Annotated in this window: 26 protein-coding genes and 1 pseudogene; 14 read left to right on the forward strand and 13 right to left on the reverse strand. The window is 69.8% G+C overall.

The genetic code is table 11. The features are described 5' to 3' along the window. Positions 1–27: 27 nt before the first annotated feature. From ACA514_RS17820 to ACA514_RS17830, 3 genes are all read right to left on the reverse strand, one after another. Positions 28–1272, reverse strand: coding sequence for an MFS transporter (locus ACA514_RS17820; RefSeq protein WP_375042266.1), 1245 nt, complete (start codon positions 1270–1272; stop codon positions 28–30). A gap of 116 nt (positions 1273–1388) precedes the next feature. Beyond that, positions 1389–2363: an alpha/beta hydrolase family protein gene (locus ACA514_RS17825; protein WP_375042267.1), complete on the reverse strand. Its 975-nt coding sequence runs from the start codon at positions 2361–2363 to the stop codon at positions 1389–1391. A gap of 851 nt (positions 2364–3214) precedes the next feature. Continuing rightward, entirely contained in the window at positions 3215–4213 is a 999-nt protein-coding gene (locus ACA514_RS17830; protein WP_375042268.1) for a LuxR C-terminal-related transcriptional regulator, read from the reverse strand. 278 nt (positions 4214–4491) lie between these two features. On the opposite strand from ACA514_RS17830, the gene ACA514_RS17835 reads away from it, so the two are divergent. The 3 genes and pseudogenes from ACA514_RS17835 to ACA514_RS17845 all read left to right on the forward strand — a co-directional run bounded on the left by ACA514_RS17835 (position 4492) and on the right by ACA514_RS17845 (position 7080). Further along, the gene (locus ACA514_RS17835; protein ID WP_375042269.1) at positions 4492–5220 is read left to right on the forward strand and encodes a hypothetical protein; all 729 of its coding nucleotides are present in this window, start codon (positions 4492–4494) and stop codon (positions 5218–5220) included. A 90-nt stretch (positions 5221–5310) separates the two neighbouring features. Further along, a pseudogene (locus ACA514_RS17840) lies at positions 5311–6083 on the forward strand (transposase family protein). A 499-nt stretch (positions 6084–6582) separates the two neighbouring features. Further along, positions 6583–7080 carry a DUF892 family protein gene (locus tag ACA514_RS17845; RefSeq protein ID WP_375042270.1) on the forward strand — a complete coding sequence of 166 codons (498 nt, stop codon included), beginning with the start codon at positions 6583–6585 and terminating at the stop codon, positions 7078–7080. Between the two features lie 710 nt (positions 7081–7790). On the opposite strand, the gene ACA514_RS17850 is transcribed toward ACA514_RS17845, so the two are convergent. Further along, the gene (locus ACA514_RS17850) at positions 7791–8636 is read right to left on the reverse strand and encodes a universal stress protein (protein WP_375042271.1); all 846 of its coding nucleotides are present in this window, start codon (positions 8634–8636) and stop codon (positions 7791–7793) included. Between the two features lie 303 nt (positions 8637–8939). Between ACA514_RS17850 and ACA514_RS17855 the strand changes: the two genes are divergently transcribed. Both ACA514_RS17855 and ACA514_RS17860 read left to right on the forward strand, forming a co-directional pair. Then, positions 8940–9161 (forward strand): hypothetical protein, encoded by a 222-nt coding sequence (locus ACA514_RS17855; RefSeq protein ID WP_375042272.1) that lies wholly within the window; start codon positions 8940–8942, stop codon positions 9159–9161. Positions 9162–9499: 338 nt separating this feature from the next. After that, positions 9500–9976, forward strand: coding sequence for a universal stress protein (locus tag ACA514_RS17860; RefSeq protein WP_375042273.1), 477 nt, complete (start codon positions 9500–9502; stop codon positions 9974–9976). Between the two features lie 356 nt (positions 9977–10332). On the opposite strand, the gene ACA514_RS17865 is transcribed toward ACA514_RS17860, so the two are convergent. From ACA514_RS17865 to ACA514_RS17875, 3 genes are read right to left on the reverse strand one after another with little or no spacing between them, the layout of a single operon-like run. After that, the gene (locus ACA514_RS17865; RefSeq protein ID WP_375042274.1) at positions 10333–12639 is read right to left on the reverse strand and encodes a heavy metal translocating P-type ATPase; all 2307 of its coding nucleotides are present in this window, start codon (positions 12637–12639) and stop codon (positions 10333–10335) included. Positions 12640–12652: 13 nt separating this feature from the next. Next, a complete protein-coding gene (locus tag ACA514_RS17870) occupies positions 12653–12889 on the reverse strand; it encodes a hypothetical protein (protein ID WP_375042275.1) in 237 nt (78 codons plus the stop codon). Then, on the reverse strand, positions 12886–13137 hold the full coding sequence (locus tag ACA514_RS17875; RefSeq protein WP_375042276.1) for a DUF1876 domain-containing protein: 252 nt from the start codon (positions 13135–13137) through the stop codon (positions 12886–12888). The genes ACA514_RS17870 and ACA514_RS17875 overlap by 4 nt, the downstream gene beginning before the upstream one ends. Before the next feature lie 775 nt (positions 13138–13912). On the opposite strand from ACA514_RS17875, the gene ACA514_RS17880 reads away from it, so the two are divergent. From ACA514_RS17880 to ACA514_RS17895, 4 genes are all read left to right on the forward strand, one after another. Then, entirely contained in the window at positions 13913–14176 is a 264-nt protein-coding gene (locus ACA514_RS17880) for a BON domain-containing protein (protein WP_375042277.1), read from the forward strand. Positions 14177–14204: 28 nt separating this feature from the next. Beyond that, a complete protein-coding gene (locus ACA514_RS17885; protein ID WP_375042278.1) occupies positions 14205–14807 on the forward strand; it encodes a CBS domain-containing protein in 603 nt (200 codons plus the stop codon). A gap of 28 nt (positions 14808–14835) precedes the next feature. After that, entirely contained in the window at positions 14836–14961 is a 126-nt protein-coding gene (locus ACA514_RS17890; RefSeq protein ID WP_375042279.1) for a hypothetical protein, read from the forward strand. 327 nt (positions 14962–15288) lie between these two features. After that, the gene (locus ACA514_RS17895) at positions 15289–16365 is read left to right on the forward strand and encodes a ThiF family adenylyltransferase (RefSeq protein ID WP_375042280.1); all 1077 of its coding nucleotides are present in this window, start codon (positions 15289–15291) and stop codon (positions 16363–16365) included. Between the two features lie 98 nt (positions 16366–16463). Here ACA514_RS17895 and ACA514_RS17900 read toward each other — a convergent pair whose 3' ends face one another. From ACA514_RS17900 to ACA514_RS17925, 6 genes are all read right to left on the reverse strand, one after another. Beyond that, the gene (locus tag ACA514_RS17900; protein ID WP_375042281.1) at positions 16464–16943 is read right to left on the reverse strand and encodes a cyclic nucleotide-binding domain-containing protein; all 480 of its coding nucleotides are present in this window, start codon (positions 16941–16943) and stop codon (positions 16464–16466) included. 126 nt (positions 16944–17069) lie between these two features. Beyond that, positions 17070–17915: a universal stress protein gene (locus tag ACA514_RS17905; RefSeq protein ID WP_375042282.1), complete on the reverse strand. Its 846-nt coding sequence runs from the start codon at positions 17913–17915 to the stop codon at positions 17070–17072. Between the two features lie 88 nt (positions 17916–18003). Next, complete coding sequence (locus ACA514_RS17910) at positions 18004–18417, reverse strand: OsmC family protein (protein WP_375042283.1); 414 nt, start codon at positions 18415–18417, stop codon at positions 18004–18006. 110 nt (positions 18418–18527) lie between these two features. After that, entirely contained in the window at positions 18528–19403 is an 876-nt protein-coding gene (locus tag ACA514_RS17915) for a universal stress protein (protein ID WP_375042284.1), read from the reverse strand. Next, on the reverse strand, positions 19400–19894 hold the full coding sequence (locus ACA514_RS17920) for a flavodoxin domain-containing protein (protein ID WP_375042285.1): 495 nt from the start codon (positions 19892–19894) through the stop codon (positions 19400–19402). Before ACA514_RS17920 ends, ACA514_RS17915 begins: the two co-directional genes overlap by 4 nt. 35 nt (positions 19895–19929) lie before the next feature. After that, a complete protein-coding gene (locus tag ACA514_RS17925) occupies positions 19930–20133 on the reverse strand; it encodes a DUF1918 domain-containing protein (protein ID WP_375042286.1) in 204 nt (67 codons plus the stop codon). Between the two features lie 291 nt (positions 20134–20424). On the opposite strand from ACA514_RS17925, the gene ACA514_RS17930 reads away from it, so the two are divergent. From ACA514_RS17930 to ACA514_RS17950, 5 genes are all read left to right on the forward strand, one after another. Then, positions 20425–20892, forward strand: a complete 468-nt coding sequence (locus ACA514_RS17930) for a proteasome activator (RefSeq protein WP_375042287.1) — start codon at positions 20425–20427, stop codon at positions 20890–20892. A gap of 135 nt (positions 20893–21027) precedes the next feature. Further along, complete coding sequence (locus ACA514_RS17935) at positions 21028–21396, forward strand: STAS domain-containing protein (protein ID WP_375042288.1); 369 nt, start codon at positions 21028–21030, stop codon at positions 21394–21396. After that, entirely contained in the window at positions 21393–22277 is an 885-nt protein-coding gene (locus ACA514_RS17940; RefSeq protein WP_375042289.1) for an ATP-binding cassette domain-containing protein, read from the forward strand. The genes ACA514_RS17935 and ACA514_RS17940 overlap by 4 nt, the downstream gene beginning before the upstream one ends. 20 nt (positions 22278–22297) lie before the next feature. Next, positions 22298–23944: a hypothetical protein gene (locus ACA514_RS17945; protein WP_375042290.1), complete on the forward strand. Its 1647-nt coding sequence runs from the start codon at positions 22298–22300 to the stop codon at positions 23942–23944. Positions 23945–24172: 228 nt separating this feature from the next. After that, entirely contained in the window at positions 24173–24430 is a 258-nt protein-coding gene (locus tag ACA514_RS17950; protein ID WP_375042291.1) for a hypothetical protein, read from the forward strand. The last annotated feature ends 112 nt before the right edge of the window (positions 24431–24542 follow it).

Here is a 24542-nt window from a genome sequence, read left to right on the forward strand (position 1 = left end):
CCTACTCAGCGGGAGCACGGGCGGAGGTCAGGACGGCATCGGCTCGGTCTGGCGGGGGCCGGCCGCCGACACGCCTGCGCTGACGACCGATCGGACCGATAGGAGCGCTACCCAGGCGGCGGCGAGCACGAGGAGCCCTGCGATGAGCGCAGCATTCTGAGAGCCGATCTTCTCGATCAGGGGACCTACGGCGACCAAGACGAAGGGGGTGAGTAGGTAGCTGCCGACGATGCTCCAGCTGTTGACCCGGACCAGCACCGCCCGAGCGAAATGTTCCTGCAGAGCGGTCGTCCATAGGACGTAGTACGCGGCCTGACAGATGCCGGGTACGAAGATCGCCAAGCCGATGACCATCCAGGGGACGCCACCCCACATCAGGATCATCGGGATCGCCGCGGAAGCAGGAAGCGTCGTGGCGACAAGAGCCGGCTTGGACGTCTTGAGGCGGGCGCCGACGAGAGCCCCGGCCAGGGCTCCGAAGGCTTCGCATGCGGCGACGACGCCCCATGCGCGCGCACCCCCGTGGCCGTCCTTCATGTACATCGGTCCGATGACGTCGGTGAAGCACGCCACGGCGATGATGAGAGCGGTGAACTGCAATGCCATCGTCCAGACCCATCGGTGCGCGGCGAACTGGCTCCAGCCCGCTCGCAGGTCCTGGAGCATCCCGGAGCCGTGATCTTGGCGTGCGGTCGTGAGGAGGCTCAGTAGGACTGCGCTGACGGCACATAGCGCGCCTCGCGCCGCGGCCGCCCATCCGGCGCCCACGGTGCTGACCACCACGCCGGATGTCGCCAGGCCGATGAGGAGCCCGATGGATTCGGTCTGGTTGATCACGGCGTTGCCGGCCGGTCGGCTCGACTCGGTGAGCAGGTCCGCCACGATTCCCCGGATCGTCGGGAGGAACATCGCCGTCGCCACGCCCGAAAGGACGGCGAGCCCGCACAGCAGCGGAAGCGAGGTCGTCCGCGTCAGGAAGCAAGCGCCGAGTCCCAGCCAGGCCAGGGTCGCCAAAGACTCAGCCGCCACCAGCACGTAGTGGCGTCGGAACCGGTCGCCAGCGATTCCAGTGAGGACCATGAGTATGGCCGGGGCAGCCTTGCAGGCCATCACCATGGAGAGCGCCGCAGGACCACAGCCCAGGTCCATGACTCCCCACGCGAGCGCCAATTGCCCGAAACCGACACCCGCACTGGATACCAGACGCGAGATGAAGAGAGGCGAAACAGCAGGATTTTTCAATAGCGCCAGCGGCGCAAGTATCTCGGACACGGTCGACCACCGTAGGGTACAGAAAATGGATCACACTGCCACTTTTCCCGTGCTCTACTAAAAGCGCACGAACCCCTTGCATCCCGTCTGCGTTCCGGCCGCGCGGAAGACGGACGTCACCCCTTGGTCAATAGATGCCGAGCCAGGAAGTCTGCAGCCTGTTCGTATGCGCGAAGCTCGTTCTTCCGCTGGCTGAAGCCGTGTCCCTCGTCCTCGAACACCTCGTACACGACCCGCACGCCCCGCTCACGCAGACGTTCTACGAATTGGTCGGACTCAGCGCGCGGGACGCGAGGATCCCGGCCGCCCTGGAGTATGAGCAGAGGCGCAGTGATGGCGTCGGCGTAAGTAGCCGGAGACCGTTCGGTCAGGTAGTCGACATCCTTCTCGGGGTCGCCCAGAACCGTGGCCACGAAGGTCTTCCAGGTCGGGGGGCACTCTGTGGCGAGAGTGACCAGGTTCGTGGGGCCGCACAGGGAAACCCCCGCAGCCCATCGGTACGGAAGCCGGGACAGGCAGGACAGGGCAGCGAAGCCTCCGTAGGACGCACCCATGGCGGCCATGCGGTCGGTGTCGAGATCGGGAGCTGCCTGCAGATAACGAACCGCGTGATCGAGATCGTCCAGGTCGACGCCGCCCCAGTCGCGGTAGATGAGTTTCTGGTGTGCGGACCCGTATCCGGTGGAGCCGGCGATGTTAGGGGCGAATACTGCGATGCCTTGGTCGAGCAGGTGCTGGTAGAGCCCGGAGAAGACGTAGCGTGGCCGCTCTTGGTCCTCGGGGCCACCATGAATGGACAGCAGGATGGGATGCGGCCCCGACTGGTGGGGCCGGTAGAGAAGACCTTGGATCTGTCGGCCGTTCACTGCGGGGTAAGTGATCGACTCCGGCTCGGCCGGCTCGACCACGTGGAGCGCGGGTGGACGGCCATCGGTCAGGTACCGGAACCCGGAGTCCCGATCGAGTACGGCGATCTCGACCGGGCGAATGGCGGCATCGATCAGAACGACCGCTGCCCGCCCCCCTGCCGCGAGCGCAAGCGAGGTGACAACTTCCTGAAGGAATGTCTGGGAGGCCGATCGTGTCGTCACCCTGCGATGCGTGCAGAGTGGAGCGGCCCGCCTCGTTGACGGACCAGATGAGCGCGTCACCCGCAGCGTCGATGAGTTCGACGTCCCAGTCATGCTGAGCGACAGGCTCCAAAATCCCGTCCAGGCGGTATCGTGCCGCCGCGGTGAACTCACTCCATACGTCCGTGAGCAGGTAGAACCCGCTTGAGTCGGTCATCCACGGGCCTGGCTCGAACATGCCTTCGCCGTACTCAGCAGTGACACAGACCGGTTCACTCCCGGCTTCGAGGTCCACCAGGTAGAGCGCGACGTCGGTGTTGGAACGGAAGCCAGCCGCCAGCAGCCATTTCCCGTCAGGCGACACTCCTGCAGGTTCGAAGGCGACTTCGGGTGGCGGGATGATGCGGCGCTCGGTGTCGTCGGCGAGGTCCCGGACGATCAGATCCTGGACGGTCGCATCGCGGTCATTGGCGGCGTACGCCAGGTAGCGTCCTGCGGCGTCGAAGGGCACCGTTGCGAGTATCCGCTGGCAGTCCGGTCCGGAACTGAGCTCGGCGAGGTCGGTCCCGTCGACGTCGATCCGATACAACCTGAACTGCTCGTCACCTTGGCGATCCGCGGAGAAGACCAGGGACTTGCCGTCCGGCATCCACGCGATCTGCTGCACCGCTTGATCGGCCAACTCGGTCAACTGCCGCGCCTCACCCGTGACGATCGAGAGCACCCAGAGATCGAAACTGCCACCGGCGTTACCGGAGTACGCCACGGTACTTCCGTCCGGCGACAGCGAAAGGCTCGGGCGGATCCGCTGGCTCGGAACGAAGTCTCGGAATTCGGGCATCAGGTCGCCTCTCAACTCGCAGTAACGGAGTTCAACCGAGCCAGCCGCGTCGGACGGCCGCGACGCCGGCGGCGAAGCGGCTCTCGAAGCCGAGCTTCTCCCTGATAGCGGCGGAATGCCGACGCACCGTCGACAGACTCACGTCAGCACGTCGAGCGATGCCCTCGTCCGACAGACCCTCCGCCATCATGCTCAGGATCTTCTGCTGGAGAGGCGACAGCGGACTTTCGGGCCGTGCGGCACCGAACGGGATCGCTCGCTCCCACAGGAACTCGAAGTACTCCCGCAACGCCTCGACGATGACCGACGAGCGGACGAGCAGCGCGCCCGACAACCCCGTCGGCGTCAGCGGAAGAAGCGCGATGGCCTCATCGACGATCTGCATCTTCATGCCGATCCGAGGCAGCAGCCGCGCTTCCTCGCCGGCCTCGACGGCGGCCTCGATCGTCTTGACGCCGACCGGATGCTCGGCGCACCGCGTCTCGTAGATCGCCCGGCACCTCACTTCGCCCTCGAACGAGGGCAGCGGCGAGACGGCGATGAACTCATCGACCGACGCCTCCAGGACGTAGTTGTCGAGGGTCATCCAGTCACGCCGGGCCGTGCTGATCAGCGATCGAGACAGGTCACTGATCTCGTTCCGGTCGCTGAGAATCTGCACCAGCTGTCCGGCGTCCCCGCTCAACGCCGCCGAGCTGGACGGGTGCATGTCGAGCATCCGCCTGTGTCCGTCCAGCAGGCGCTCGTGCTCTGCGGTCAGCTGCCGCGCCAGGTCGGCCAGCGCACCCTGAAGAGCCAGGTTCGGCGGTGTGGGCATCACCTGCGGCGGCAGTGCCGGCCCACCGCCACGGACGTGGGCCAGGCCCGAGTCGGTGAGCGCCTTGATGCGTTCAGGTCCACCGAGCAGCTCATCGGCCTCTTCCAGCAAGCACCCGGACCGCGCAAGCAGCGCGATGTACGGGACGAGCAGCTCTTCCGAGACGATCCCTTCCAGAAGCTGCTTCACGTTCTGCTCGACCGGGATCCCCACCCGCACCACCTCCGAGCACGGAGAGTAGCGAAGTAACTTTGCTGCGTCACGCGATCGGGCAGTGAAGGTTTCGTTCCAATGAGCAGAAGTCACCACCGCGAGCCAGGCCGGAGCCACCTCGTCGAAGCCCCTGCTCCACGGCCGAATCACCCCTTGCTCTCCTCCGCCAGAACGAGCCCGCCGTGGCCACTTCTCACCATGACGGGTTTTGCTCAGGGTGCTGACCTGGGCTTCCAGGCTTTGATCAGGGCTCCGACAAGCAGCGAGCAGGAGCGATCATGAGCAGCACGCCCATCTCCACCATCCGCCGGCTGATCACACTCCGCACCCTCGCACGCGCTGAGCAGCCTCGGCCCCTGGCCCAGGCCTTCAGTCATCCGGAAGGCGCCGGCGTCATCGGCCCCGGCGCACAACATCTACTGCGTGCCGTGCTGGTCGACGCCCTCGTGGAGGGCACCGAACGGGTCAACGTCGTCATCGCACAGCCCGATCTCGAGCAGTTGCTGGGCGACACCTCCTCAGTGCCGCCCGAACTCCTCGCCTCCACCCTCCACATGTCCGACACCCTGGAGGACACGATCGAGCACCTGGAGAACACGCACCGTCGTACAGGCGCTAACGAGTTCAACGAACAGCCGACGACCCTGTGGCTGGCAAGCCCAGGACCCGACGCCGATGTCGTCCACCAGACTCTGAAGAGCCTGCCAACGGCCAACCTCATCGCGCTCTTCCACGGCCCATGGCCATACGGCCAACACACCTCATCGACATGGACGGCCCCAGACGACCGCCCGCTCGAGACTTCAACATGCTGTCCCGCAACCAGGCAGCCGCCCGGCTTCACATCCCCAACGCACGCTAGCAACAAAGGACGAAAGGTCCAGGCTCCACCTCCCTGGACCTTTCGCCGTTCAAGGTTCACGAAAGCTTATGCATTAAACGCATGCCTCGTTCTTTACATTGAGCCTTTTTCAGTGGCACTTTCGTGTTCGCTGATCACAGCATGATCGCGGGCGGAGTGGCAGCCCCGGACGTCAAGAAACCCCTGGTAGGACGGTTGGTCTCTCACAACGTCCCGTCCCCACCAGAGGCCTCACATGCTTTTGTACCGTGCTTCGCTGCCGTTGTCGCGCCGGACCCTGGCCTACGCCACCGGGGTGGTCCGCCGCCACCGCCGAGCCATCGGGAGCAAGGGCCGGTGCCTGTCCCCGGGCACATGCAGGCCCTGATGACCCTGGTCTACCTGCGCAAAGGCGAGACCTACGCTGCACTGGGCGCCGGATTCGCTGTCTCGACCAGCACCGCGTGGCGCTACGTCAACGAGACCATCGACGTGCTGGCCACCCGCGCGCCCAAACTCGGCACCGCGCTGGCCAAAGCGGTCAAGGACGGGCTGCTATATCTGGTGCTGGACGGCACTTTGATCCCGATCGACCGGGTCGCCACCGACCGGCCCTACTACTCGGGAAAGCATCACCGCCACGGCATGAACCTCCAGGTCATCGCCGCACCGGACGGGACACTGCTATGGGTGTCGGGACCACTGCGCGGCTCGGTCCACGACCTGGCGGCAGCCCGGATCTGGGGAGTCATCCGGGCACTGGCGACCACCGGCCTGCTCGTACTGGCCGACAAGGCGTACCAGGGCGCCGGCACGCACATCCTCACGCCCTACAAGGGACGCGACAAGCCCGCACCGCTCAAGGACGCCAACCGCGCACACGCCAAGCTCCGCGGACCCGGAGAACGAGCGAACGCCCAGCTCAAGGCATGGCGAATCCTACGGAAGCTGCGCTGCTGCCCCCACCGCGCCGGCCGCCTCGCCAAAGCCGTCCACACCCTGCAACTCCACGAGACCGCAACACACTGAAAAAGGCTCATTGTAGATTCCAAAGAATTGCTTCGACTCGGCGAGCGATCGGACGCCATCTTCAAGACAGCAATCACCGTCGGCGCGGACAGACGGGATGGAGCATCGGTCTTCTAAACCGACGGTCGCAGGCTCGAATCCTGCCGGGCACCTCGCCCCTGAGCTGTGCGAACATAAAATCACAGCTCAATATAAACACTCATAAGCTCCTTTACTTTTCCACAGGACCAAAGCGCACATAGCAGATCTACCGGCCATTGGCCCCGCCTTTTCCTGGCCATTAGACTGCGCGACGATTCGTCCGGCGGTGTTTGCGGACGAACCAGGCGGGCAGGTCGAGTTTAGCCAATGGGGACACCGGGCAAGCGGAAGCAGGATGTCATGCGGGCTGCGGCGCCCCGATACTCGGTCAGGGTGCCACCAGTCGCGACGATGGCCATCCTGACCTAACGTATGCCGCGTCCAGCTTGGTCCGAGCTGAAGCGACCGGGGTGAACCGATGACCAGAATCGAGCGACAGCTCGTCACCGCGCTTAAGGACGCGCATGCGCTGCAGCAGCACGTGCAGGCGGTGCTGAGCGAGGCCCTGACCGCAGTGGCGGACGAGCCGGAGCTGTGTCGGCCGCTCGGCCAATTCGCTGAGCAATCCCATTCCCACACGAGGGAGATCGAAGCCAGGTTGCGCGCTCACGGCGCATCCGCCTCGCTCGTGAAAGACGCCGGAATGCTGTTCGCCTCGGTCGCTGAAGCGGCTTTCGGAGCAGGGCACCGTGCGGGTGCCGCCAAGTACCTACGCGACGCCTATTCCGCCGTACACCTGCAGATCGCCGTGGGGGAGCTGCTGCGGCGCCTCGCCGAACGCGTCGGCGATACGGAAACCGCACAGGTCGCGGCAGGGATGTGCGCCGACGGCCACGAGATGTCTCAGCACTTGTCGGCCAGCTGGGATATCGCCTTGGACATCACTCTCCGCGAGCACGGCTTCGACGGAACCTGACGACCGGACAGTAACCGGTAGGCGTCCGGCGTGCGGGACGCGAGGGTGCTCCTGCGGTCTCCCCCACTCCGGGCTCGGCACACCCGATGCTGAACGGGCGCCCATCAGTACGGCAGGGCGTAGCCATGCCGGTCACTCTGATCGGTTCACGACCGGGACTGGAGAGTCCGCGTGATGGATCACGACATGAGCGACTGACCCGCACCACGAGGCCGGCCGGTGGCGCTCGCGGACGGCCACGACGAGGAGCGCCGCTCTGCGCGACGCCCGGCCAGGCGCGGGCGATTACCCCGACCATGCGCAGGCTCATCGAGTCGATGAGCAGATTGGTGAAGCCGCCGTGGCCGGGATGGCCGAGGAACAGCTCGAGGACACCCTTCGCCTCCGCACGCAGTGCGTCGGCGGCCGGGCCGTGCGCCGGCGCGGTCGCCGTCACTTGGAGGCCGGGGTGTCGATCACCGACGGTCGCCTCAGCCTCTGCGCGCACGGCGTCCCGGTGCGTGGCGTGGCGTCCTCCGCTGGAAAGGCGAGGGGCGCACCCGATAGGGCGAGATCTGCGCCACGTGGACGCTGTGCAGCCGCCGGTGCCATGGTGTCTGTCGCCTCGGCTGCGGCCCAGTCGACGGCCCGGCGGGCATCACCGGAGCCGTCTGTACCCACGATGCCCGGTGCGGGCGTGCTTTCCTCCAATGCTCGGGAATTTCGCCGTGTCAGCGGGGGACGACAGCAACCGGGCAGTGCGCGTGATGGACGGCTCCGTGACCGGTCGACCCGAGCCGCGGCGCGGTCCAGCTGCGCTCGTGAGCCCCGGTGACCAGCAAGCGGGCATTGCGCGAAGCGTTGGTGAGCGCGGCCACCGGATGCTCGATGAGAACCTCCTCCACCACGTCCACCTGGGGATACTTGGCACGCCATGGGGCGATGACGCTCGCCACCTGCTGGCGGAGCTCCACCTCGATCCTCTCGTCCGCGGAGCCGAAGCCGGCTTCGATGTAGGTCGGGTAGATCAGCCATGCGTGGACGACCCGCAGCCGGGCCTCGCCGAGCGCGGCCGCATCGAACGCATAACTCAGCGTGGTCTCCTCGTCCTTGAGCAGGTCGAGACCCACGACGACCTCTCCGCGCTTTCCTGTGTCGCCCCGCACGATGATCAGCGGCACCGTCGTGCGGGCGGCCATGCGCAGGCTGGTCGATCCGAGCAGCATGCTGGCGAAGCCGCCATGCCCTCGGTTGCCCAGCACCAGTTCGAACGCTTTTTCCGACTCCTTCTGCAGAGCCTGGGGCGTGTATTCGGCCACCTGCATCGTCGTCGTCTCCAGATCCGGGCGACGCTGCCGGACCCGCTCCTTGGCCGCTTCGAGGACTCGGTAGCCGAGGCGCGACATGCGCTCGACCGTCTCGGGCGGTGCGAACAGCGGGGCGCGATAGGGCCACGGGTCCAGGGCGTGAACGATCTTCAACGGCCGGTGGCGCCGGATGGCTTCGTCGGCCGCCCAGTCGAGGGCCCGGTCAGCGCAGTCTGATCCGTCGGTTCCGACGACGATCGGCTCGGGCATGTTCCCTCCTTCGTGGTGCGTCGAAGGCGGTGGGCGCCTCCCACGCGGGTCTTCCCTCCTTTTCAGGCTTGCCGACGGCGCCCTGTCTCCCCAGGGGCGAAAGTCCCCGGATTCCCTTCTGGATCGCGCCGAGGGCTCCGGAGAGGCGGCTACGGCCATCCGCCGCCGGTGCCGCACCGCGGTTCGGGGCTGTCGGCGCTGTCGACGGGACGAAGGTCTCTACAGGGCGGTGAGCACGTGGCGAACTCTTGAACCGTGAAGCGTGGCCACCACCGGGCGCCACGAGCAGGCAGAGGAGGGGTCATGGCAAGGCAGATCTCCTTTGGGTCCACCGATCCCTCCACGCGGGCCCTGGAGTGCCGCGTCGCGACGCTGGAGCGCCGTGTCGCCGCCCTGGCCGAGGCGCTGCAAGTCATGGCCATGGCGCTGGAGACCGCCCCGCTCGTCCCCTATGACGACGGTCAGGCGACGGCGTTGCGGCAGGCCCGCGAACTGCTTCTTCCGCAATCAACGGATTGCCCGTGACCTCTCAAGGAGGAGCGATGCCGACACGACGAGGGCTCATCGTTGTCGGGGCGGACGGTCCGCCCCGTCCGACCGCGCCATCGGCTGGGCGGCCGACGAAGCCGTGCGCACTGGCCGGGACCTGCGGATCGTGCATGTGGTGGGTGCCCCTCCGCTGGGTCTCCCGAGGAGACCAGCAACGGTGTCCAGGCGCTGGTCGAGTCCTGGAATCCGGTCCTCCGGGCGGCACGCGAGTTGGCCGCCCGCTCGCGGCCCGGCCTCACGGTCGAGCCCGCGCTGGTCCGTGACGGCAGCGTGCCGGCGGGCCTGAAACGGGCGGCGACGGGGCCGCGGAAGTCGTGATCGGCCATCGCGGACGGGGCGGTTTCGCCGAACTGCTCCTCGGGTCGACGGCACTCCACCTCGCCGGGCGCCTGCCGGTTCCGCTGATCGTCGTACGGGGCGCGGACACGGATCCGGCGGGCGAGGTCGTCGTCGGCCTGGACCTGGTCGAGGATCCCGCACCACAGCTCGATCACGCCTTCGCCGCAGCCGAGACCCGCGGTGAGCGGTTGCGCGCACTGCACGCTTGGCCGCCCGCGCCGCTCGCCCTCGAGGCTGGTGCGGACCTGCAGATCGCGGCGAACAGCTTCCGCAGTCATCTCGCCGCGGCCCTCGTCCCTTGGCGGAAGCGCCATCCGGACGTCGAGATCGTCGAGGGCGTCGTGGTCGGTCATCCCGTGCACTCGCTCGTGCTGGCCTCTGGGCACGCCGACCTGATCGTGGTCGGATCGCGCGGGCGCATCCCGCCCATCGGCTCGGTGGCCCACGGGTGATCCATCACGCCGACTGCCCTGTCGCTGTCGTGCACGCCCGAGGGTGACGGCACGCGGACCGCTTCTACGCCCCTTCGCCCGGGGCCTTTCCCCGCCCTGGCCGCCCGGACGACAAGACCAGGTTTGAAATCAGCAAAAGGTCGCCATAAAGCAAACCTTCAGACTCGGCACGATCAGGCGGGCGACCTCATCGCCGTCGACGCGGCCGACCACCAATTGCCGGGCATCGTCACGTCCGAGGACGTCCGGTGGCTGATCCACCGGAGCGGGCTGCGCCCGCGCAGCCCGGCCGCCGCCTGACAGCGCAGGCCCTGCAACCAGGTCAGCGGTGGCGCGCTTCTCGGATCGGAGCGGCCTTACGCGCCCGGCTCGTCTGCGAGGACGAAGTAGTTCTCCTCTTCCTGCGCGAAGTGCAGCCGCAGGACGGCGTACAGCTCCTGGATCGCCGCGCGTAGGTCGGTGGCCGTGTCCGAGGCGTCCGGATGCTCGCGCGACTCGGCGATGAGCAGGTCGACGCGGCGCGCCAGGTCGGCGATCTCGGTGTGCCCGCGGCTCATCACCCCGGTGGGGTCCGAGCCGCCCAAAGCGCGGGCGACCGCTGGATAGAACAGCTTCTCGTCCCGGTGTTCATGGTCGGCGATGTCCTCGAGCAGGCCGGTAACGGTGCCGGCCGCCGCGTCCCGCTCGCGCGGGTCGGGGCCCGTGATCCGCTCGGCGAGGGCAGGGAGCCGGTCGATGCGCGGTCGCAGGGCGCGGTGCTCGTCGTCGAGCCTTCGCACCAGGTCCGCCTCGTCGCCGCGCAGGCGCGGCGACCGATCGCGTCCGGGCCCCAGCGCGCGCAGCGCCCCGAGGATCGCGGCGAGATCGATCCCCTCCTGCAGCAGCGCGCCGACCGCCGGCGCGAGGTAGCCGAACGCGGCGGCGAGCATGGCCGCCAGAGACAGCCCCATGCCCAGCAGGGCGCTCTGCCGGGCGATCGAGCGGGTCCGCCGCGCGATCGCGAGTGTCTCGGCCAGCCGCTCCAGCCGGTCGACAGTGATGACGACGTCCGCGGTCTCGGAGGCGGCCGTGGCGCCCCGCGCGCCGAGCGCGACACCCACGCCGGCCGAAGCCAGGGCGGGGGCGTCGTTGACGCCGTCGCCGACCATGACGGTGGCCGCGCGGGCCGTCTCGGCACGCGCGACCTCGACCTTGCCCTCGGGGGTCTGGCCCGCGTGGACGGCGTCGGCCCCGACCAACTCAGCGATCGGCCCCGCGACGGCCGGACGGTCACCGGTCACCATCACCGTCCGCTCGATCCCCGCCCTGCGCAGCAACCGGAAGGTGCGCGCGGCGTCGGGGCGCACGGTGTCGCGCAGCAGGAGGACTCCGGCGAGCCGCCCGTCCACGCCCACGAAGACCGTGATCAACCCGCGGGCCGCCGCCCGGTCACGCATCCGCTCCACCCACACCGGGTCGCCCTCCCCCGCCCAGCCGGCCTTCCCGACGCTCACCTCGCGCCCCGAGACCGTGCCGCGCACACCCTTGCCCGGCTCCTCCGTCACGCCCGACGGTGCATCGAGCCGCGAACCCCGATCGCGCGCCGCACGCACGATCGCCGTCGCCAGGACGTGCGGTGACACCTGGTCCAGCGAGGCCGCGAAGCCGAGCACATCCCGGTCGGGCCGTCCCGGGGCGGTGACGACCTCGCTCAGCACGGGATGCCCCGCCGTCACCGTGCCGGTCTTGTCGAACAGCAGCACCCGCGCCTCGGCCAGACGCTCCAGCGCATCGCCGCCCTTCACGACCACGCCCCGGCGCGCACAGCGCGAGAGCCCCGAGACGAAGGCGATGGGCGCGGCGAGGATGAGGGGGCAGGGGGTCGCCACCACCAGCACGGCCACGGCGCGGACCGGGCTCGCGGCCGCCCACCACGCCGCCGCTGCCAGCAGCAGCGTCACCGGCAGGAAGAACGCGGCGTAGCGGTCGGCGAGCCGCACGAACGGAGAGCTCTCCGCGGCCGCCTCACGAGCCAGCCGCACGATCCCGGCATAGGTGCTGTCGTCGCTGTCCGTGGTGGCGCGGAGCATGAACGGGCTTCCCGAATTGACGGCCCCGCTGCGCACGCCGTCGCCCTCGGTGTGCTCGACCGGTACGGGTTCCCCCGTCAGGGTCGACTCGTCGAGGACGGCTCTTCCCTCCTCCACCTGCCCGTCGACCGGCACCACCTCGCCCGGCCGGACCAGCAGCCGGTCACCGGGGACGACCCGTCCGACGGCGATCGTCTCCAGCCCGTCCGGGGTCCGGCGGTGCGCGACGCGCGGCGCCATCGACAGCAGCGCGCCCAGATCCCGCCTCGCGCGCCGTCCGGCCCGCTCCTCCAGGAGCCGGCCGCCGGTCAGCATCGCCGCGATCACCGCGCCCGCCAGATGTTCGCCCACGGCGAGCGTGCCCGCCAGGGCGAGCAAGGCGATCACGTCGCTGCCGAACCGGCGGTGCCGCAGTCCGTCCAGCACCCACCAGGCGGCGGGAACGACCGCCACCACCGTGACCGATGCCCAGACCAGGTCGCCCGCGGCGGCCGTGCCCGTCCAGCGGAGCACCGCACCCGCCGCCAGTCCGGTCGCCACAAGGATGAAGAGGATCTCGGACGCGCGGCGCCGGACCATGTCGGTGGCGTTCATTCGTCCACTCCGTTCAACGACGGGCGCGGCGGGCGGCGTCCAGGGCCGTCACGATCCGCGCGGCGGCGAGCACGACCGCCAGCGCGATCGCACTCCACATAACGGCGTCGAGGGAAGCGCCGAGCGACAAGGCTCCGGCGACGACCAGCATCGCGACCGCGGGCACGGCCAGATGCAGCCGCCTGTGCGGCCGCCCCCGTGGAACGGATGCGCGCTCCGTTCCGGGCGCTGCCACCGGCTTCGTCTTCACACCGGCCCCCCGAGTGCGGCGATGTCCTCGCTCGCCAGGCCGTGCAGCCGGTCGGCGAGATCGGCCAGCGCCCGGCTGACGGCCAACTCGTCGCTGATCTCCGGGATCCGGCGGTCGGCCGGGTTGCGGCGGGCGTGCCCGCGACCAGTGGGCCTCTTCTCGCCACCGGTGAACAGCACCGCGCGCACGTCGGTGTCCGTCCCGTCCTCGCTGATGTAGAGCTCCACGCTCCACTGCTTGGTCTCCATGGCGAACCCCCTCAGCTGGATAACGTCCCGATTCCATGCTCCGAACCGGCCGCCCGCGCCCCAAGGGACGAACGTCCTCCGAAGAGACGATTAAGGGCCTGCCCGGGAGGCTGGGGCGCCCGACCAGCTCGAACGCCCCTCAGGCCGACGGTCGCGCGCTCTCGGCGGCGATCCGTCCGACCGCAGGGATGGGCCGAAGGTCAAGCGAAAGGCACGGCTTCCGCCTCTGCATGCCCGTCGGCGCTCGACCAGACCGAACGGCTCGGCCGGCTCGTCAGGACGGGCGCATCGCGGTCTTCGAGGTCACCTCGCTGGAGCAGGTGCCCAAGAACCGATTCCCGACCGGGCGCGTCTACAGCCCCACGTTCGACCCGACCATCTGGTTGGTGACCTGCGGCGGCGAGCCCGATCCAGCGAAACGCAGTTAAAGGACAGCATCATCGTCTATGGGGTCCTCGGCCTTCGGTCCCGGAAGCCGGGACATCCGTCCATGGTTCCGCTCGCGACCACCGGAAAGGCTGTGAGAAAGCTACTTCATAGACCGGACGCTTCTGCCTATTGAAGCCCGTGCCGGTGCGCGGGACCTATGGCGGGAGCGCACGGGGCTTTTGGTCCCTATCGACGGGCGGCCAGAGCCATTCACTCTGAGAGACGGAGCGGCGGTGCAGCCGTGACCGGCCGGGCGGGAGGAGACGGGCGGTGACCGGACAGAGACCGTGGTGGACGCCGACGGCGTCCTGGTGGGCATCGTCGCACCGCGCGACCTGCGCAAGGTGTGACTGCGCCCGGACGCCGACATCCGCCGGGAATCGTCGAGCAGGTCTTCACGAATCGGCTGAGCGTCCCGCCCGCCCTCATCAACGTCCAGGTCCGGGACGGAGCGGTCTCCCTGCGCGGGGAGGGGCCGGCGTCCAGCGACGTCGGGTTCGCGGTGTGCACGGCCGCCGCCGTCGACGGGGTGGTCGCCGTGGAGAACCACCTCACCGCGGCCGTCGACGACCGCCATCGTCCCCGCACCGCCGACCTCACCGACTACTGACTCCCGAACGAGACCGAGGAGGGATCACATGTTGGTCCGCGAAGCCATGACGACCCCGGCGGTGACGATCGCGCCGTCGGCCACGATCCGCCAGGCGATGAGGATTGTGCTCGAGCACGACGTGACCGCTCTGCCGGTCGTCGACGGGGCGGGGCGGCTCGTCGGCATCGTCAGCGAGATGGACCTGCTGCGCGGCGAGTTCGAGGCGGATCCCCGGGCCTTCGCCCGCCCGCGGAGCGGCCCGCCCGCGCCGGCGCCCCGCCTCGTCGATGAGGTCATGACCCGCGACGTCCGCACCGCGCGTCCCACCACCGATATCGCCGAACTCGCGGAGACGATGCTGCGGACAAGGATCAAGAGCATCCCCGTCCTCGACGGCTCCGCGGTCGTCGGCGTCATCAGCCGCCGCGACCTGATCGCGACGCTGGCCCGAGGCGACGCCCGCATCCGCGACGACGTCCTGGCCTCCATCGCCGCCTACGCCCCGGACGGCGGGCCCTGGGACGTCACCGTCGAAGACGGTGTGGTCAGGCTGAGCGGACGCGACGACCCGGAGGCCGAGCGCATCGTCGAGGTGCTGGCCCGCACCGTCCCCGGCGCCACCCGCGTCCTGATCAGGCCGTCCTCATGACGGCCCGGCCACGCCGCCCATCACGGTGGTGAGCAACGGGTGGCGGGAGCGCCCGGCGCTGCAGATCTCCCGCCGCACCAACGATCGCGATCCGCTGATGGACACCCCGGCGATGAAGGCAGAGGGGGTGCTGGCATGGCTCGCCGGCCGGTGAACCCTCCGGCCGAGGGCTGGTCGCTCACGATGCCACCGCTTCACTGGGATCGGCTCCGAGACCATCTGTTCCCGGGTGACGGCGCCGAGCACGCCGCCGTCAATCTGGCGAGCAAGGTCCAGAGGCCCAGAGGACCGTGGCTGTTGGCACGCCATGTCCTGCCGGCCGTGGACAGGATCGACTACGTCCCGGGCTCGCAGGGGCACCTGGCTCTCACCGTGGAGTTCATCGACACCGCCCTCGATCTCGCAGAACGGGGGAACCTCGCCTATCTCGCGGTGCACTGCCATAAAGGGCAGCGAACGCGTTGCCTTCTCAAAAGTGGACTTGACCAGCCAGGAACGGTCGTACCCGGCGATCACACAGAACCTCGGCCAACCGTCCGGCGCTGTGGTTCTGGCCGAACACGCAGCCACCGGGCGCATTCTCACGCCCGGCGGACAGTGGGTCGAGCTGGCCGAGATGGTCGTGCCGGCCGCGAATCTCCTTCGGTTTCGACCGCCGGTCGCGGCTTTCGGCGACGCCGGGCGGGCGGTGTTCCGGCAGATGAGGGTAGCCGTGGTCGGAGTCGGCGGGATCGGCTCGCTGCTGGTGGAGTACCTGGCCCGCCTCGGTGTCGGCCAGCTCGTGCTGATCGATCCCGATCGCGTCGACCCCACCAACTTGCCACGCCTGGTGGCAGCCCGGCGTCTGGACGCCATGCCATGGTTGCGCAGGCCGGCCTCCCCTGGAATCCTTCGCGCGCTCGGCAAGCGACTCGCGGCCAGAAAGACACGCATCGCCGCACGCAACGCGCGACGCGCCAACCCGGCGGCCAAGGTCGTCCGCCTCGACGTCAACACCGCCGATCCGCGGGCGGCTTCGGCGCTCACACAGGTGGATTGGATCTTCCTGGCAGCCGACACGGCAGTGGCCCGTCATGTGGTCAACGCAGTCGTGCAGCAGCACCTGCTGCCGGCCATTCAGGTCGGCGTGGCCATCCCCGTCCGCCTCGGCGGGGACGTCGGCGACATCCACGTCGCCATGCGCCCCATCCTGCCGGGGGTGCGCTGCCTTTGGTGCGACCACCTGATCGACCCGACGGACCCGGCCACCGAGACGCTTCCGGGTTCGCTGCGGGCCCAGGCCCGGTACGTCGCCGATGTTCCGGCCGCCTCGGTCGTCACCTTCAACTCGATCGCCGCGGCGGAGGCGGCCACTCACTTCATGCAGGCCGTGACCGATCTCCACATCGAAGACCAGGATCACGACACGGTCATTCATGAGCCGCGCTACCGCAGCCGAGACCGCGAAGGCTCGCGCCCCCAGGCGGCCTGCCGGTGGTGCTCACGTTCCCCTGGGTCGGCCCTCGCGGACGGCGACTTCAGGCCCTTGCCGTCCTTGACGATGCCAAGTGATGGCTGATTCGGGTCGCCAGCCCTATGAGCATCGAGTGGAGCACGAGACCGTTGATCTACCTGAGGCGCCACTCGACGCCTAAGAACGCTTCACTTGTCCAAAGGCTATTGCTCAAGCTGTTCCATGCTCGGCACAGGGCCGGTTAGAGGGCCCAGAAGCCGAGCTCGTACTGTTTGTAGGCGATCGGCCATGACCTCCGCAAAGCGGCGGGTCAGCTCGTAGCCGAGCGACGTGTCGACGGTGCACAGGACCCGGACCAGCCGCCCGTCGAACTCGATGGCCTCGACCGGCGTGCGGGCCACCGCTCCGAACCGCCACCGGTACGGCGGGAACATCCAGGACCACCCGACGACCGAGCCGGGGCCCAGCGCGTCAAAGGGGACGGAGCCGCCATCGGGCAGGCGCGAGTCGATCTCGACCGTCCCGTCCCGGATGATCCAGAACCGCTCCGCCGGTTCGGACTCGGCGGCCAGGCGCCGGCCCGCCGGGAACCGGGCGGGTCGAGCGGCGGTCGCCAGCCTGGTGAGGTCTGCACTGCGCATGGCGTTCAGGAAGGGTTCTCTCGCCAGCTCCCCGGTCGCCATCCCCATGAGGATCATCTCCGGCCTCTTCATTCGACTGACAGCGGCTCAGCACGACGCCGCTCGGGCACCGCCGGGCCGGAGCCGGTCGGCGTCCGGCCCGGACGGTTCTTCATGTCGACGGTTCGCTCACTCCCCGGCGCGGGGGACGACCGCCACGGTGCATGCGGCGTTCTGGAGCAGCGCCTGGCTGGTGGAGCCCAGCGCCAAAGGCTCCACGCCGCCCGCACCGCGCCGGCCCACCACGACCAGCGCGGCTCCGCCGGCGGCTTCGAACAGGGCTTCCCGTGGCGACCTGAGCACCAGCTCGGTCACCACCCGGACGTAGGGGTACTTCACCCGCCAGGGCGCCACGGCCCGTTCCAGGATGGACCCGCACGCATGACGGAGCTTGTCCTCGTCTTCGAACAGCGAAAGGTCCCCGTCCGGGGCCGCCCCGGGCTCCCAGCAGCCGTAGACGGCCCGCAGCTCCCAGCCGCGCAGCGCCGCCTGCTCGAAGCCGAACGCCAGCGCCGCGTCCGCCGACGGGGACCCGTCGACGCCCACGACCACGCGGCCGTCCCGGGGGGCGGCCGTCCGGACGACCACGACGGGCCTGCGGGCGCGAGCCGGCAGCTGCAGCGCGGTGGAGCCGATGGGCAGCTCCCCGGTCTCGTGCGAGCCGACCACGATGAGGTCGGCGTCCTCGCCCTGGTGCACCAGCGCGGGATAGACGCTTCCGTCCTTCAGGCGCTTGGTCACCTGCAGTCCAGGCGCCATCTCACGCGCGAGTTCCACACCGCTGTCGAGCAGATGCTCGCCCATGCGCTTGACGATCCCGACGCCCTCATAGTCGATGTACGTGATCGGGTATGGCCAGCGCCAGACGTGGCAGACGGTCAGCGGGAGGTGCCGCAGGCGCGCCTCGTCCACCGCCCATCGCAGGGCCCGCTCGCTGCCGGCACCGCCGTCATAACCGACGAGCACATGGCTCATGTCTCCTCCTTGCCGTCCGGCCGTCCCGCTGCCCTAGCGGCCGCGTGGCATGCCAATGAGTTCCCCGCAGGGCCTTCGATCCGCCGGCTCAGGCGGCGCGGGCCTCGCTGCGCACTTCCAGGTCGACCCGCGGCGGGTCGAGCAGCGAGTTGTGCACGGTGCAGCCGGCCACTGCCGCCTTCAAGCCGATCAGCGCCTCCTGCGGAACGTCGACGGGGGGACGCAGGCTGAGCCTGACCCGCGCGACGCGCGCCGGGACGCCGGGGTTCATGGTGAAGCCCGCCGTGATCTCCAGTCCGGTGGCCGGGAGCCCGCGCCCCGCCAGGTAGCGGCGGGCGTAGTGCGCCGCGCAGGCCGCCAGAGCCGCCACGAACAGCTCGACCGGTGTCGGACCCTCGTCCATGCCGCCCGAGGTGTACGGCTGGTCCACGTTGATCACGTGGTCCCGGATGAGCACGGCGAAGGCATCGTTCTCTCGATGGACGACTGTCATCTCCTGCATCGGGACCGCCTCCCTCGTTCACTTCGTTCCTCGTCCTTCACCATGAGTCTCGCCTGGTAGGAGTCCATGACCGAGGGGCGAAGGTCCCGCCCGGGGGCACCGGAGGGCACCTATTCGGCTGAGCGGGCGGGCGCGACCACGGCGACGGGGCAGCGGGAGCGGTGCAGCATCGCGTGACCGACGGACCCGAGCAGCATGCCGGTGAATCCTCCCCGCCCCCTGGATCCCACAACGAGCAGGTCCGCATTCGCGGAGGCGCGCGCCAGGGCCGGCGTGGCACGGCCGTGCACGACCTCCTCCGCGACGTCGACGTCCGGGAACTCCGCCCGCCGTCCGGACAGGCATTCGCTCAGCACGCGCCTCTCCCCCTCCGCGACGATCGCCGGATCGTAGACCAGGGGCTGCATGTCGCCGGGCCCCGCCGAAATCGGATGCGGCCAGGCCAGCACCGCGCGCAGGCGGGATCGGCGCACGGCGGCCGCCTCGAAGGCGAATCCGACCGCGCTCGCGGAGGCCGCCGAACCGTCCACGCCCACGGCGATTTCACCGCGCGCGGGTTCGGGGACGCTCCGGACCACCACGACCGGGCAGCGTGCGTGCGACACGGCCTGCAGCGCCACCGACCCCAGGAGCAGGCCGCCGACACCGCCCAGGCCGCGAGACCCGACCACGAGCATCAGCCCGTCACCGCTCCTCTCGATGAGCAGTTCGGCGGGCTGACCGCCCGCCTGCTCTCCGGAGACGCCGAGGCCGGGGACGCGTGCCCGCGCCCGGTCGACGGCGTGCCCGAGGATGTCCTCGCCACCGCGCAGCATCCATGCCCGCATAGCCCCCGCGCGGGGATCGACGGGCACGTCGAAGAGCCAGGGGACGACCACGTAGAGGATCCGCAGCGGCGCGTTCCGGCGGGCCGCCTCGTCGGCGGCCCAGTCGACGGCGCGCAGGCTCTTGCGGGATCCGTCGGTCCCGACGACGATCTCGTTCACGCCGTCACCGCTCGCAGGTCGGTTGCGATGCCCTCCGTCCAGGCGCGGACCTGGTCGCGGTCGCGGTAGTCGCCGCCCGACCGCTGCGCGATCTTGGACGCCAGGAAGCCGCGCGCGTCGCGGTCGAGCCGTCCACCGAACGTGGCATGGCCGCGGGCGCCGATCCGGCGGGCGAACTTGGCCACGCCGGGGACCGGAGCGATCTCGCCCTCCTCGGCGGAATGATCCAGCGGACCGCTGCTGAACAGCCACACCGGGCGCCGCGCCAGGGCGTCGGCGTGATGGCGGACGAAATGTCGCGCCTCCCGGTGCCAGCGTCCGGCGTATAGCGCGCCGCCCACGACGACGGCGTCGTACCCGTCGAGCGTCGTGATCGTCCCGGCCGGGCAGACCTCCGCGTCCACCCCGATGCGAAGCAGTTCCGAGCCGATCCACTCGGCCATCTCCGCCGTGCCTCCGCGTTCGGAGGCGTACGCCACCAGCACTCTCATGATTCTCTCCTCAGTATCTGCGGCGGGGACGGCCGTCAACCGCCGGCATCACTCGGGGCGTGCCGTTCGATCACCGCGTCCGAGGCGGGGTAATAGGTACCCCGGTGCCCGTCGTCCCATTCGACGACGTAGGGCGGCTCGCCGTCGCGGCCGTGCACTTCGAGGACCACCGCCTTGCGGGTCGGCTCCCCCACCCGATGGCCGTGCACGATCACCCAGTCGCCTCTGTTCGCCTTCATGCCGCCTCCTCGTTCGCGCCCGTGCGGTCGGCCGATGCCGACACCTCCAGCGTGGTCACCGGCCGGGCAGGCGAGGAGGGGCCGAAGGTCCCGCCCCACGGTGCCTAGGTCCCCGCCGCGCGATCACGAAGGCCTCGGGACCCGCCCGCGCCGACCGTTGCCCGCTGCGGGGCGCCAAGGCCGAAGGGCGGGGAGCTCGCAGGTCCTAAGCCCCTGGCCTCATGCCTGTGCGGCGGCTGCACTGGAAGAAGCAGCCGTACGGACGGCCGAGCGGCCGAGGAGTGAGTTCTCATGGACGGACAGCGGGCCGGAGGCGGCACGGTCGCCAGCACGCCGCACCCTTCGCGGACCACCATCAAGATCGGCGATCCGGCCGAATCACGGCGCACCGGCGACGAAGTCATCGCACCGGCGCGCCTGCTGCGCGCGTGGCACCTGCTCTCCTCGGTCAATCAGGAGCTGCCTACCGCGCCGCACGACCAGGCGGCCGACCGCCGCGCGTCCCTGGCATTCGATCGCGTGCGGACGGAGATCCTCGAGTCGGTGTCCCCTCCGCTGGCGGAGGAGGCCCGCAGTCTGATTCCGGTCCTGGGTGAACAGCCTGGAGCGGCAGACGTCCGGATCGCCTGCTCTGGAGCGATCGGCTGGCTGGACGGCCTGGTGAGGTCCATGCTCATGCAGCTCAGTTGCCAAGCCACCCGTACGCATGCGGCCCCTCTCCCCGGGGGCGGCGGACGTCGTCGCGGGCCGCGCGGCTGACCCGACGCTCCTTCCCCGCCGCGCGAACATCCGGACCTCCACGGACGCACGGGGGACCTTGGTCCCTGGAGGCGGCGCCACCTGCATCGGAGGCTTACTACATCCGCGCGGCAGCGAGACAGGAGACGATTCGCCATGGAAGCAACGACCCGGTGGCGCACACCGCCCTCACGACTCCGGACCACGGTCCGGCCCGGACCGCCCCGGCGCGTCGTCCTGGCCGGCGAAGTCGACATCCTCACGGCCGAGCGCCTCGACATGCTGCTGACCGACATCGTCACCACCGGCTCACCCACCGTGGAGATCGACGCACGGCAACTGAGCTTCCGCGACGCGAGCGGCCTGTCGGTACTCGTCGCCGCCGACGACCTCGCTACCCGCCGCGGCGGCGGCCTGACCGTGGTCAACGCACCGCCCGCACTGCGCAGGCTCCTGCGCATCACCGGCCTGGAGCAGCGCTTCACGGCGGCGCGCCGCCGGCCGGCCGAACGGCCGCTGCCATGACGACGGTGATCGAGGTACGGGGGCTGACCAAGCGTTACGGCCGGACGACGGCGCTCGACTCGCTCGACCTGGAGGTACGGCAGGGCGAGGTGTTCGGGTACCTGGGCCCCAACGGCGCCGGGAAATCCACGACGGTCGGCCTGCTGCTCGGCTTCCTCAGACCGACCTCCGGCACCGCGAGGATCCTCGGGCTGGACACCCGGAGCGCGGCCCGCGACCTCCACCGGGACATCGCCTACGTACCGAGCGAGGCGAACCTCTGGCCCTCCCTGACGGGCGCGGAGACCCTGCACTTCCTGGGCGAGGTCCACGGATCGGTCGACAAGGACTACCGCGACGCGCTCATCCGCCGCTACGACCTCGACACCGGCAAGAAGGTCCGTTCCTACAGCCACGGCAACCGGCAGAAGGTGCTGCTCATCGCGGCGTTCGCGACCAGGGCCCGGTTGCTGGTCCTGGACGAGCCGACGACCGGCCTCGACCCGCTCATGGAGCAGGTGTTCCGCCGATGCGTGCGCGAGGCCCGCGAGCGCGGGCAGACCGTGCTCCTGTCCTCCCACATCCTCAGCGAGGTGGAGGCGGTCTGCGACCGCGTCGCCATGTTGAGGGCCGGCCGGATCGTCGAGACCGGCTCGCTTGACGTGCTGCGCAGGCTCGCGGCCACCCACGTCCGGGCGCACCTGGAGTCCCCGGTACCCGACCTGTCAGCGGTGCCTGGGATACGCAACGTCGCGGTCGACGGCCGCATGCTGGAATGCGACGTCTCGGGGCCTATGCAGCCGTTGCTGCACGCGCTCACCCCCGCGGGCCTCGAGCACCTGACGACTCGTGAGCCCTCGCTGGAGGAGCTGTTCCTGGCCGAGTACGGCACGTCCCGCTGAACGAGTCCCGAGGAGACGAGATGCAGGACGTTCCGAAGCCGCGTGCCGCTCACACGGAAGGCGGGCACGCCGCAGAGCCCGTGATCGCCCGCCACGCATTGCGGAGCACATGGGCGGCCGCCACGGCGTGGGCACTGGTGTTCGGAGGCTCTGCCGCGGCATCGGCGATCACCTACGCCGGCACCTATCCGACCCCGGCCGATCGCCTGGCCATCGCGTCCACGACCGGACACGACACCGGGTTCGCCGTGCTGCTCGGCCCGGTGTCCGACATCGGGACCGTCGGCGGCTACACCGTTTACAAGAACTTCGTCTTCCTCACCACGATCGGCGCGATCTGGGCCCTGCTCGCCGCCACCCGCCTACTACGCGGCGAAGAGGACGCCGGGCGCCGGCAGCTGCTCCTGTCCGGCCGGACCACCCCCGCCCGCTCCACGGCCGCCACGCTGGCCGGGCTCGCGGCGGCCATTGGGATCGTGTTCGCCGGGACGGCCCTCATCATGCTGCTCGCGAGCCGCGATCCGCGGCTGGGGCTCACGAAGGGCGGAACGCTGCTGTACGCGCTGAGCCTGGTGATCGTCCCGGCGGTGTTCGCCGCCATCGGCGCGCTCACCTCGCAACTCGCCGCGACACGCCGGGGCGCGGCCGGGATGGGCTTCGGCGCGTTCGCCGTGCTGTTCATCCTGCGCATGCTCGGCGACAGCGGCTCCCACATGCACTGGCTCCTGTGGCTGACACCGTTCGGCTGGGCCGAGTTGCCACGCCCGTTCACGCGCAACGAGCTGCTTCCGCTGCTACCGGCCGCTGCGGTGGCGATCGCGTTGTCGGCCGCGACCATTGCGCTGTCGGCTCGCCGTGACACGGGCTCCGGCATGCTGGCATCCCGCGACACGGCGCCACCGCGGATGCTCGGCCTGCGTTCCCCCACCGGGCTCGCCGCCCGGTTGGAGTTCCCCGCCTTGGCCGGATGGTGCGTCGGTGCCTGCACGGCCGCCTTCGCGCTCGGAACCCTCGCCAAGGTCGTCACCGGCACGTCGCCGCAATCGTTCGCCAACGCACTGGACAAATTCGCCCGGCAAGGCGACATGGTCGACCGCTACCTGGGGGTCGCCTTCCTCTTCGTCGCCGCCCTCATCGCCCTGATCCCCGCCGGCCAGCTCGCCGCCATGGCGGAGGAGGAGACTTCCGGCCGCCTCGCCCATGTCATCGCCGGGCCCGTGAAAAGAACCTCAGTGATCGCCGGTCGGCTGGCTCTGACCTGTGTCACGATCACGGCCGCAGGACTGCTCTCAGGAGTAGCGGCATGGCTGGGCGCCGCGGCGCGCGGGACCCACGTCGCCCTGGTCCCCATGGTCACCGCCGGGCTGAACCTCGTGCCGACCGGCCTCCTGGTCCTCGGCATCGGCGCCTGCGCGCTCGCCCTGGCTCCCCGCATCGCGGGCCTGACCGTCTACATCCTCGTCATCGGCTCGTGGCTCGCCAACATCCTCGGATCCTTGCAGCCCGCCACCCACTGGGTCACGACGGTCTCGATCTTCCACTACATGGCCTCGGCCCCCGCCGAATCGCCGCACGCCTCCACCATCGTCATCACCACCGCTCTGGCCGCCGCGTTCTGCTCGCTGGCACTGGTCCTCTGCACGCGACGGGACATGCAGCTTTCCTGAGACGGACACCAGCAGGCGTTTCGCGCCGCCAGCCTGGAAGGGGACCCGTCGGGACAACGAATCACTCTTTGGCGGTACTGGGGGGACAGCGCCGGCCACCATGGCGATGTCCCGGCCCGGCAACGTCTCACCCAGTCCTCCGCTCGGCCGTAACCGTCGTCCTTCTACGCCCCGGCGGCAGATCGCGGTGACCAGAACACGCCCCACGGCTGCCTGCGCGTCAACAGCGTGCACGCCCGCGGTCCCGACGCGCACGCCGCACGCCAGGACGCCATTGCGGCTCGCAAAGCCGGTGAGGCGGCGCTGCGCAGGCGGCTGGAGCGGGCCACCGATCTGCCCTCCCGCTACGAACCGGCCGCCCTGGCCGCACTCGTCCACACCATCTCCGACGGCATCGCCGTCCAGGCCGCAGTCGGCCGCAGCCGGCCGCAGCCACGACGAACTGCGGCCGGCTGCGGCTTGGCGCTGCGCACCCTGCTGGACTGAAAACCCGCAGACCGCCGCATCGCGTTCCGAGGCCCCACCAGGGCCACAGAACGATCAGTCCCGCATAGGTAGACCGCCTGACGCCCTTGGCGGGGCATTCGTTCGCCTGTTC

Origin of the sequence: Actinomadura sp. NTSP31 (assembly GCF_041951385.1) — a bacterium.
GTDB lineage: Bacteria > Actinomycetota > Actinomycetes > Streptosporangiales > Streptosporangiaceae > Spirillospora > Spirillospora napierensis.

Excerpts from the sequence above, each read along its gene's own strand:
- ACA514_RS17845 (WP_375042270.1), top strand. The coding sequence starts at position 6,583 with ATGACCAGAATCGAGCGACAGCTCGTCACCGCGCTTAAGGACGCGCAT.
- ACA514_RS17900 (WP_375042281.1), bottom strand. The coding sequence starts at position 16,943 with ATGGCGACCGGGGAGCTGGCGAGAGAACCCTTCCTGAACGCCATGCGC.
- ACA514_RS17920 (WP_375042285.1), bottom strand. The coding sequence starts at position 19,894 with ATGAGAGTGCTGGTGGCGTACGCCTCCGAACGCGGAGGCACGGCGGAG.
- ACA514_RS17925 (WP_375042286.1), bottom strand. The coding sequence starts at position 20,133 with ATGAAGGCGAACAGAGGCGACTGGGTGATCGTGCACGGCCATCGGGTG.
- ACA514_RS17875 (WP_375042276.1), bottom strand. The coding sequence starts at position 13,137 with ATGGAGACCAAGCAGTGGAGCGTGGAGCTCTACATCAGCGAGGACGGG.
- ACA514_RS17865 (WP_375042274.1), bottom strand. The coding sequence starts at position 12,639 with ATGAACGCCACCGACATGGTCCGGCGCCGCGCGTCCGAGATCCTCTTC.
- ACA514_RS17885 (WP_375042278.1), top strand. The coding sequence starts at position 14,205 with ATGTTGGTCCGCGAAGCCATGACGACCCCGGCGGTGACGATCGCGCCG.
- ACA514_RS17940 (WP_375042289.1), top strand. The coding sequence starts at position 21,393 with ATGACGACGGTGATCGAGGTACGGGGGCTGACCAAGCGTTACGGCCGG.
- ACA514_RS17905 (WP_375042282.1), bottom strand. The coding sequence starts at position 17,915 with ATGAGCCATGTGCTCGTCGGTTATGACGGCGGTGCCGGCAGCGAGCGG.
- ACA514_RS17855 (WP_375042272.1), top strand. The coding sequence starts at position 8,940 with ATGGCAAGGCAGATCTCCTTTGGGTCCACCGATCCCTCCACGCGGGCC.
- ACA514_RS17935 (WP_375042288.1), top strand. The coding sequence starts at position 21,028 with ATGGAAGCAACGACCCGGTGGCGCACACCGCCCTCACGACTCCGGACC.
- ACA514_RS17930 (WP_375042287.1), top strand. The coding sequence starts at position 20,425 with ATGGACGGACAGCGGGCCGGAGGCGGCACGGTCGCCAGCACGCCGCAC.
- ACA514_RS17850 (WP_375042271.1), bottom strand. The coding sequence starts at position 8,636 with ATGCCCGAGCCGATCGTCGTCGGAACCGACGGATCAGACTGCGCTGAC.
- ACA514_RS17945 (WP_375042290.1), top strand. The coding sequence starts at position 22,298 with ATGCAGGACGTTCCGAAGCCGCGTGCCGCTCACACGGAAGGCGGGCAC.
- ACA514_RS17910 (WP_375042283.1), bottom strand. The coding sequence starts at position 18,417 with ATGCAGGAGATGACAGTCGTCCATCGAGAGAACGATGCCTTCGCCGTG.
- ACA514_RS17835 (WP_375042269.1), top strand. The coding sequence starts at position 4,492 with ATGAGCAGCACGCCCATCTCCACCATCCGCCGGCTGATCACACTCCGC.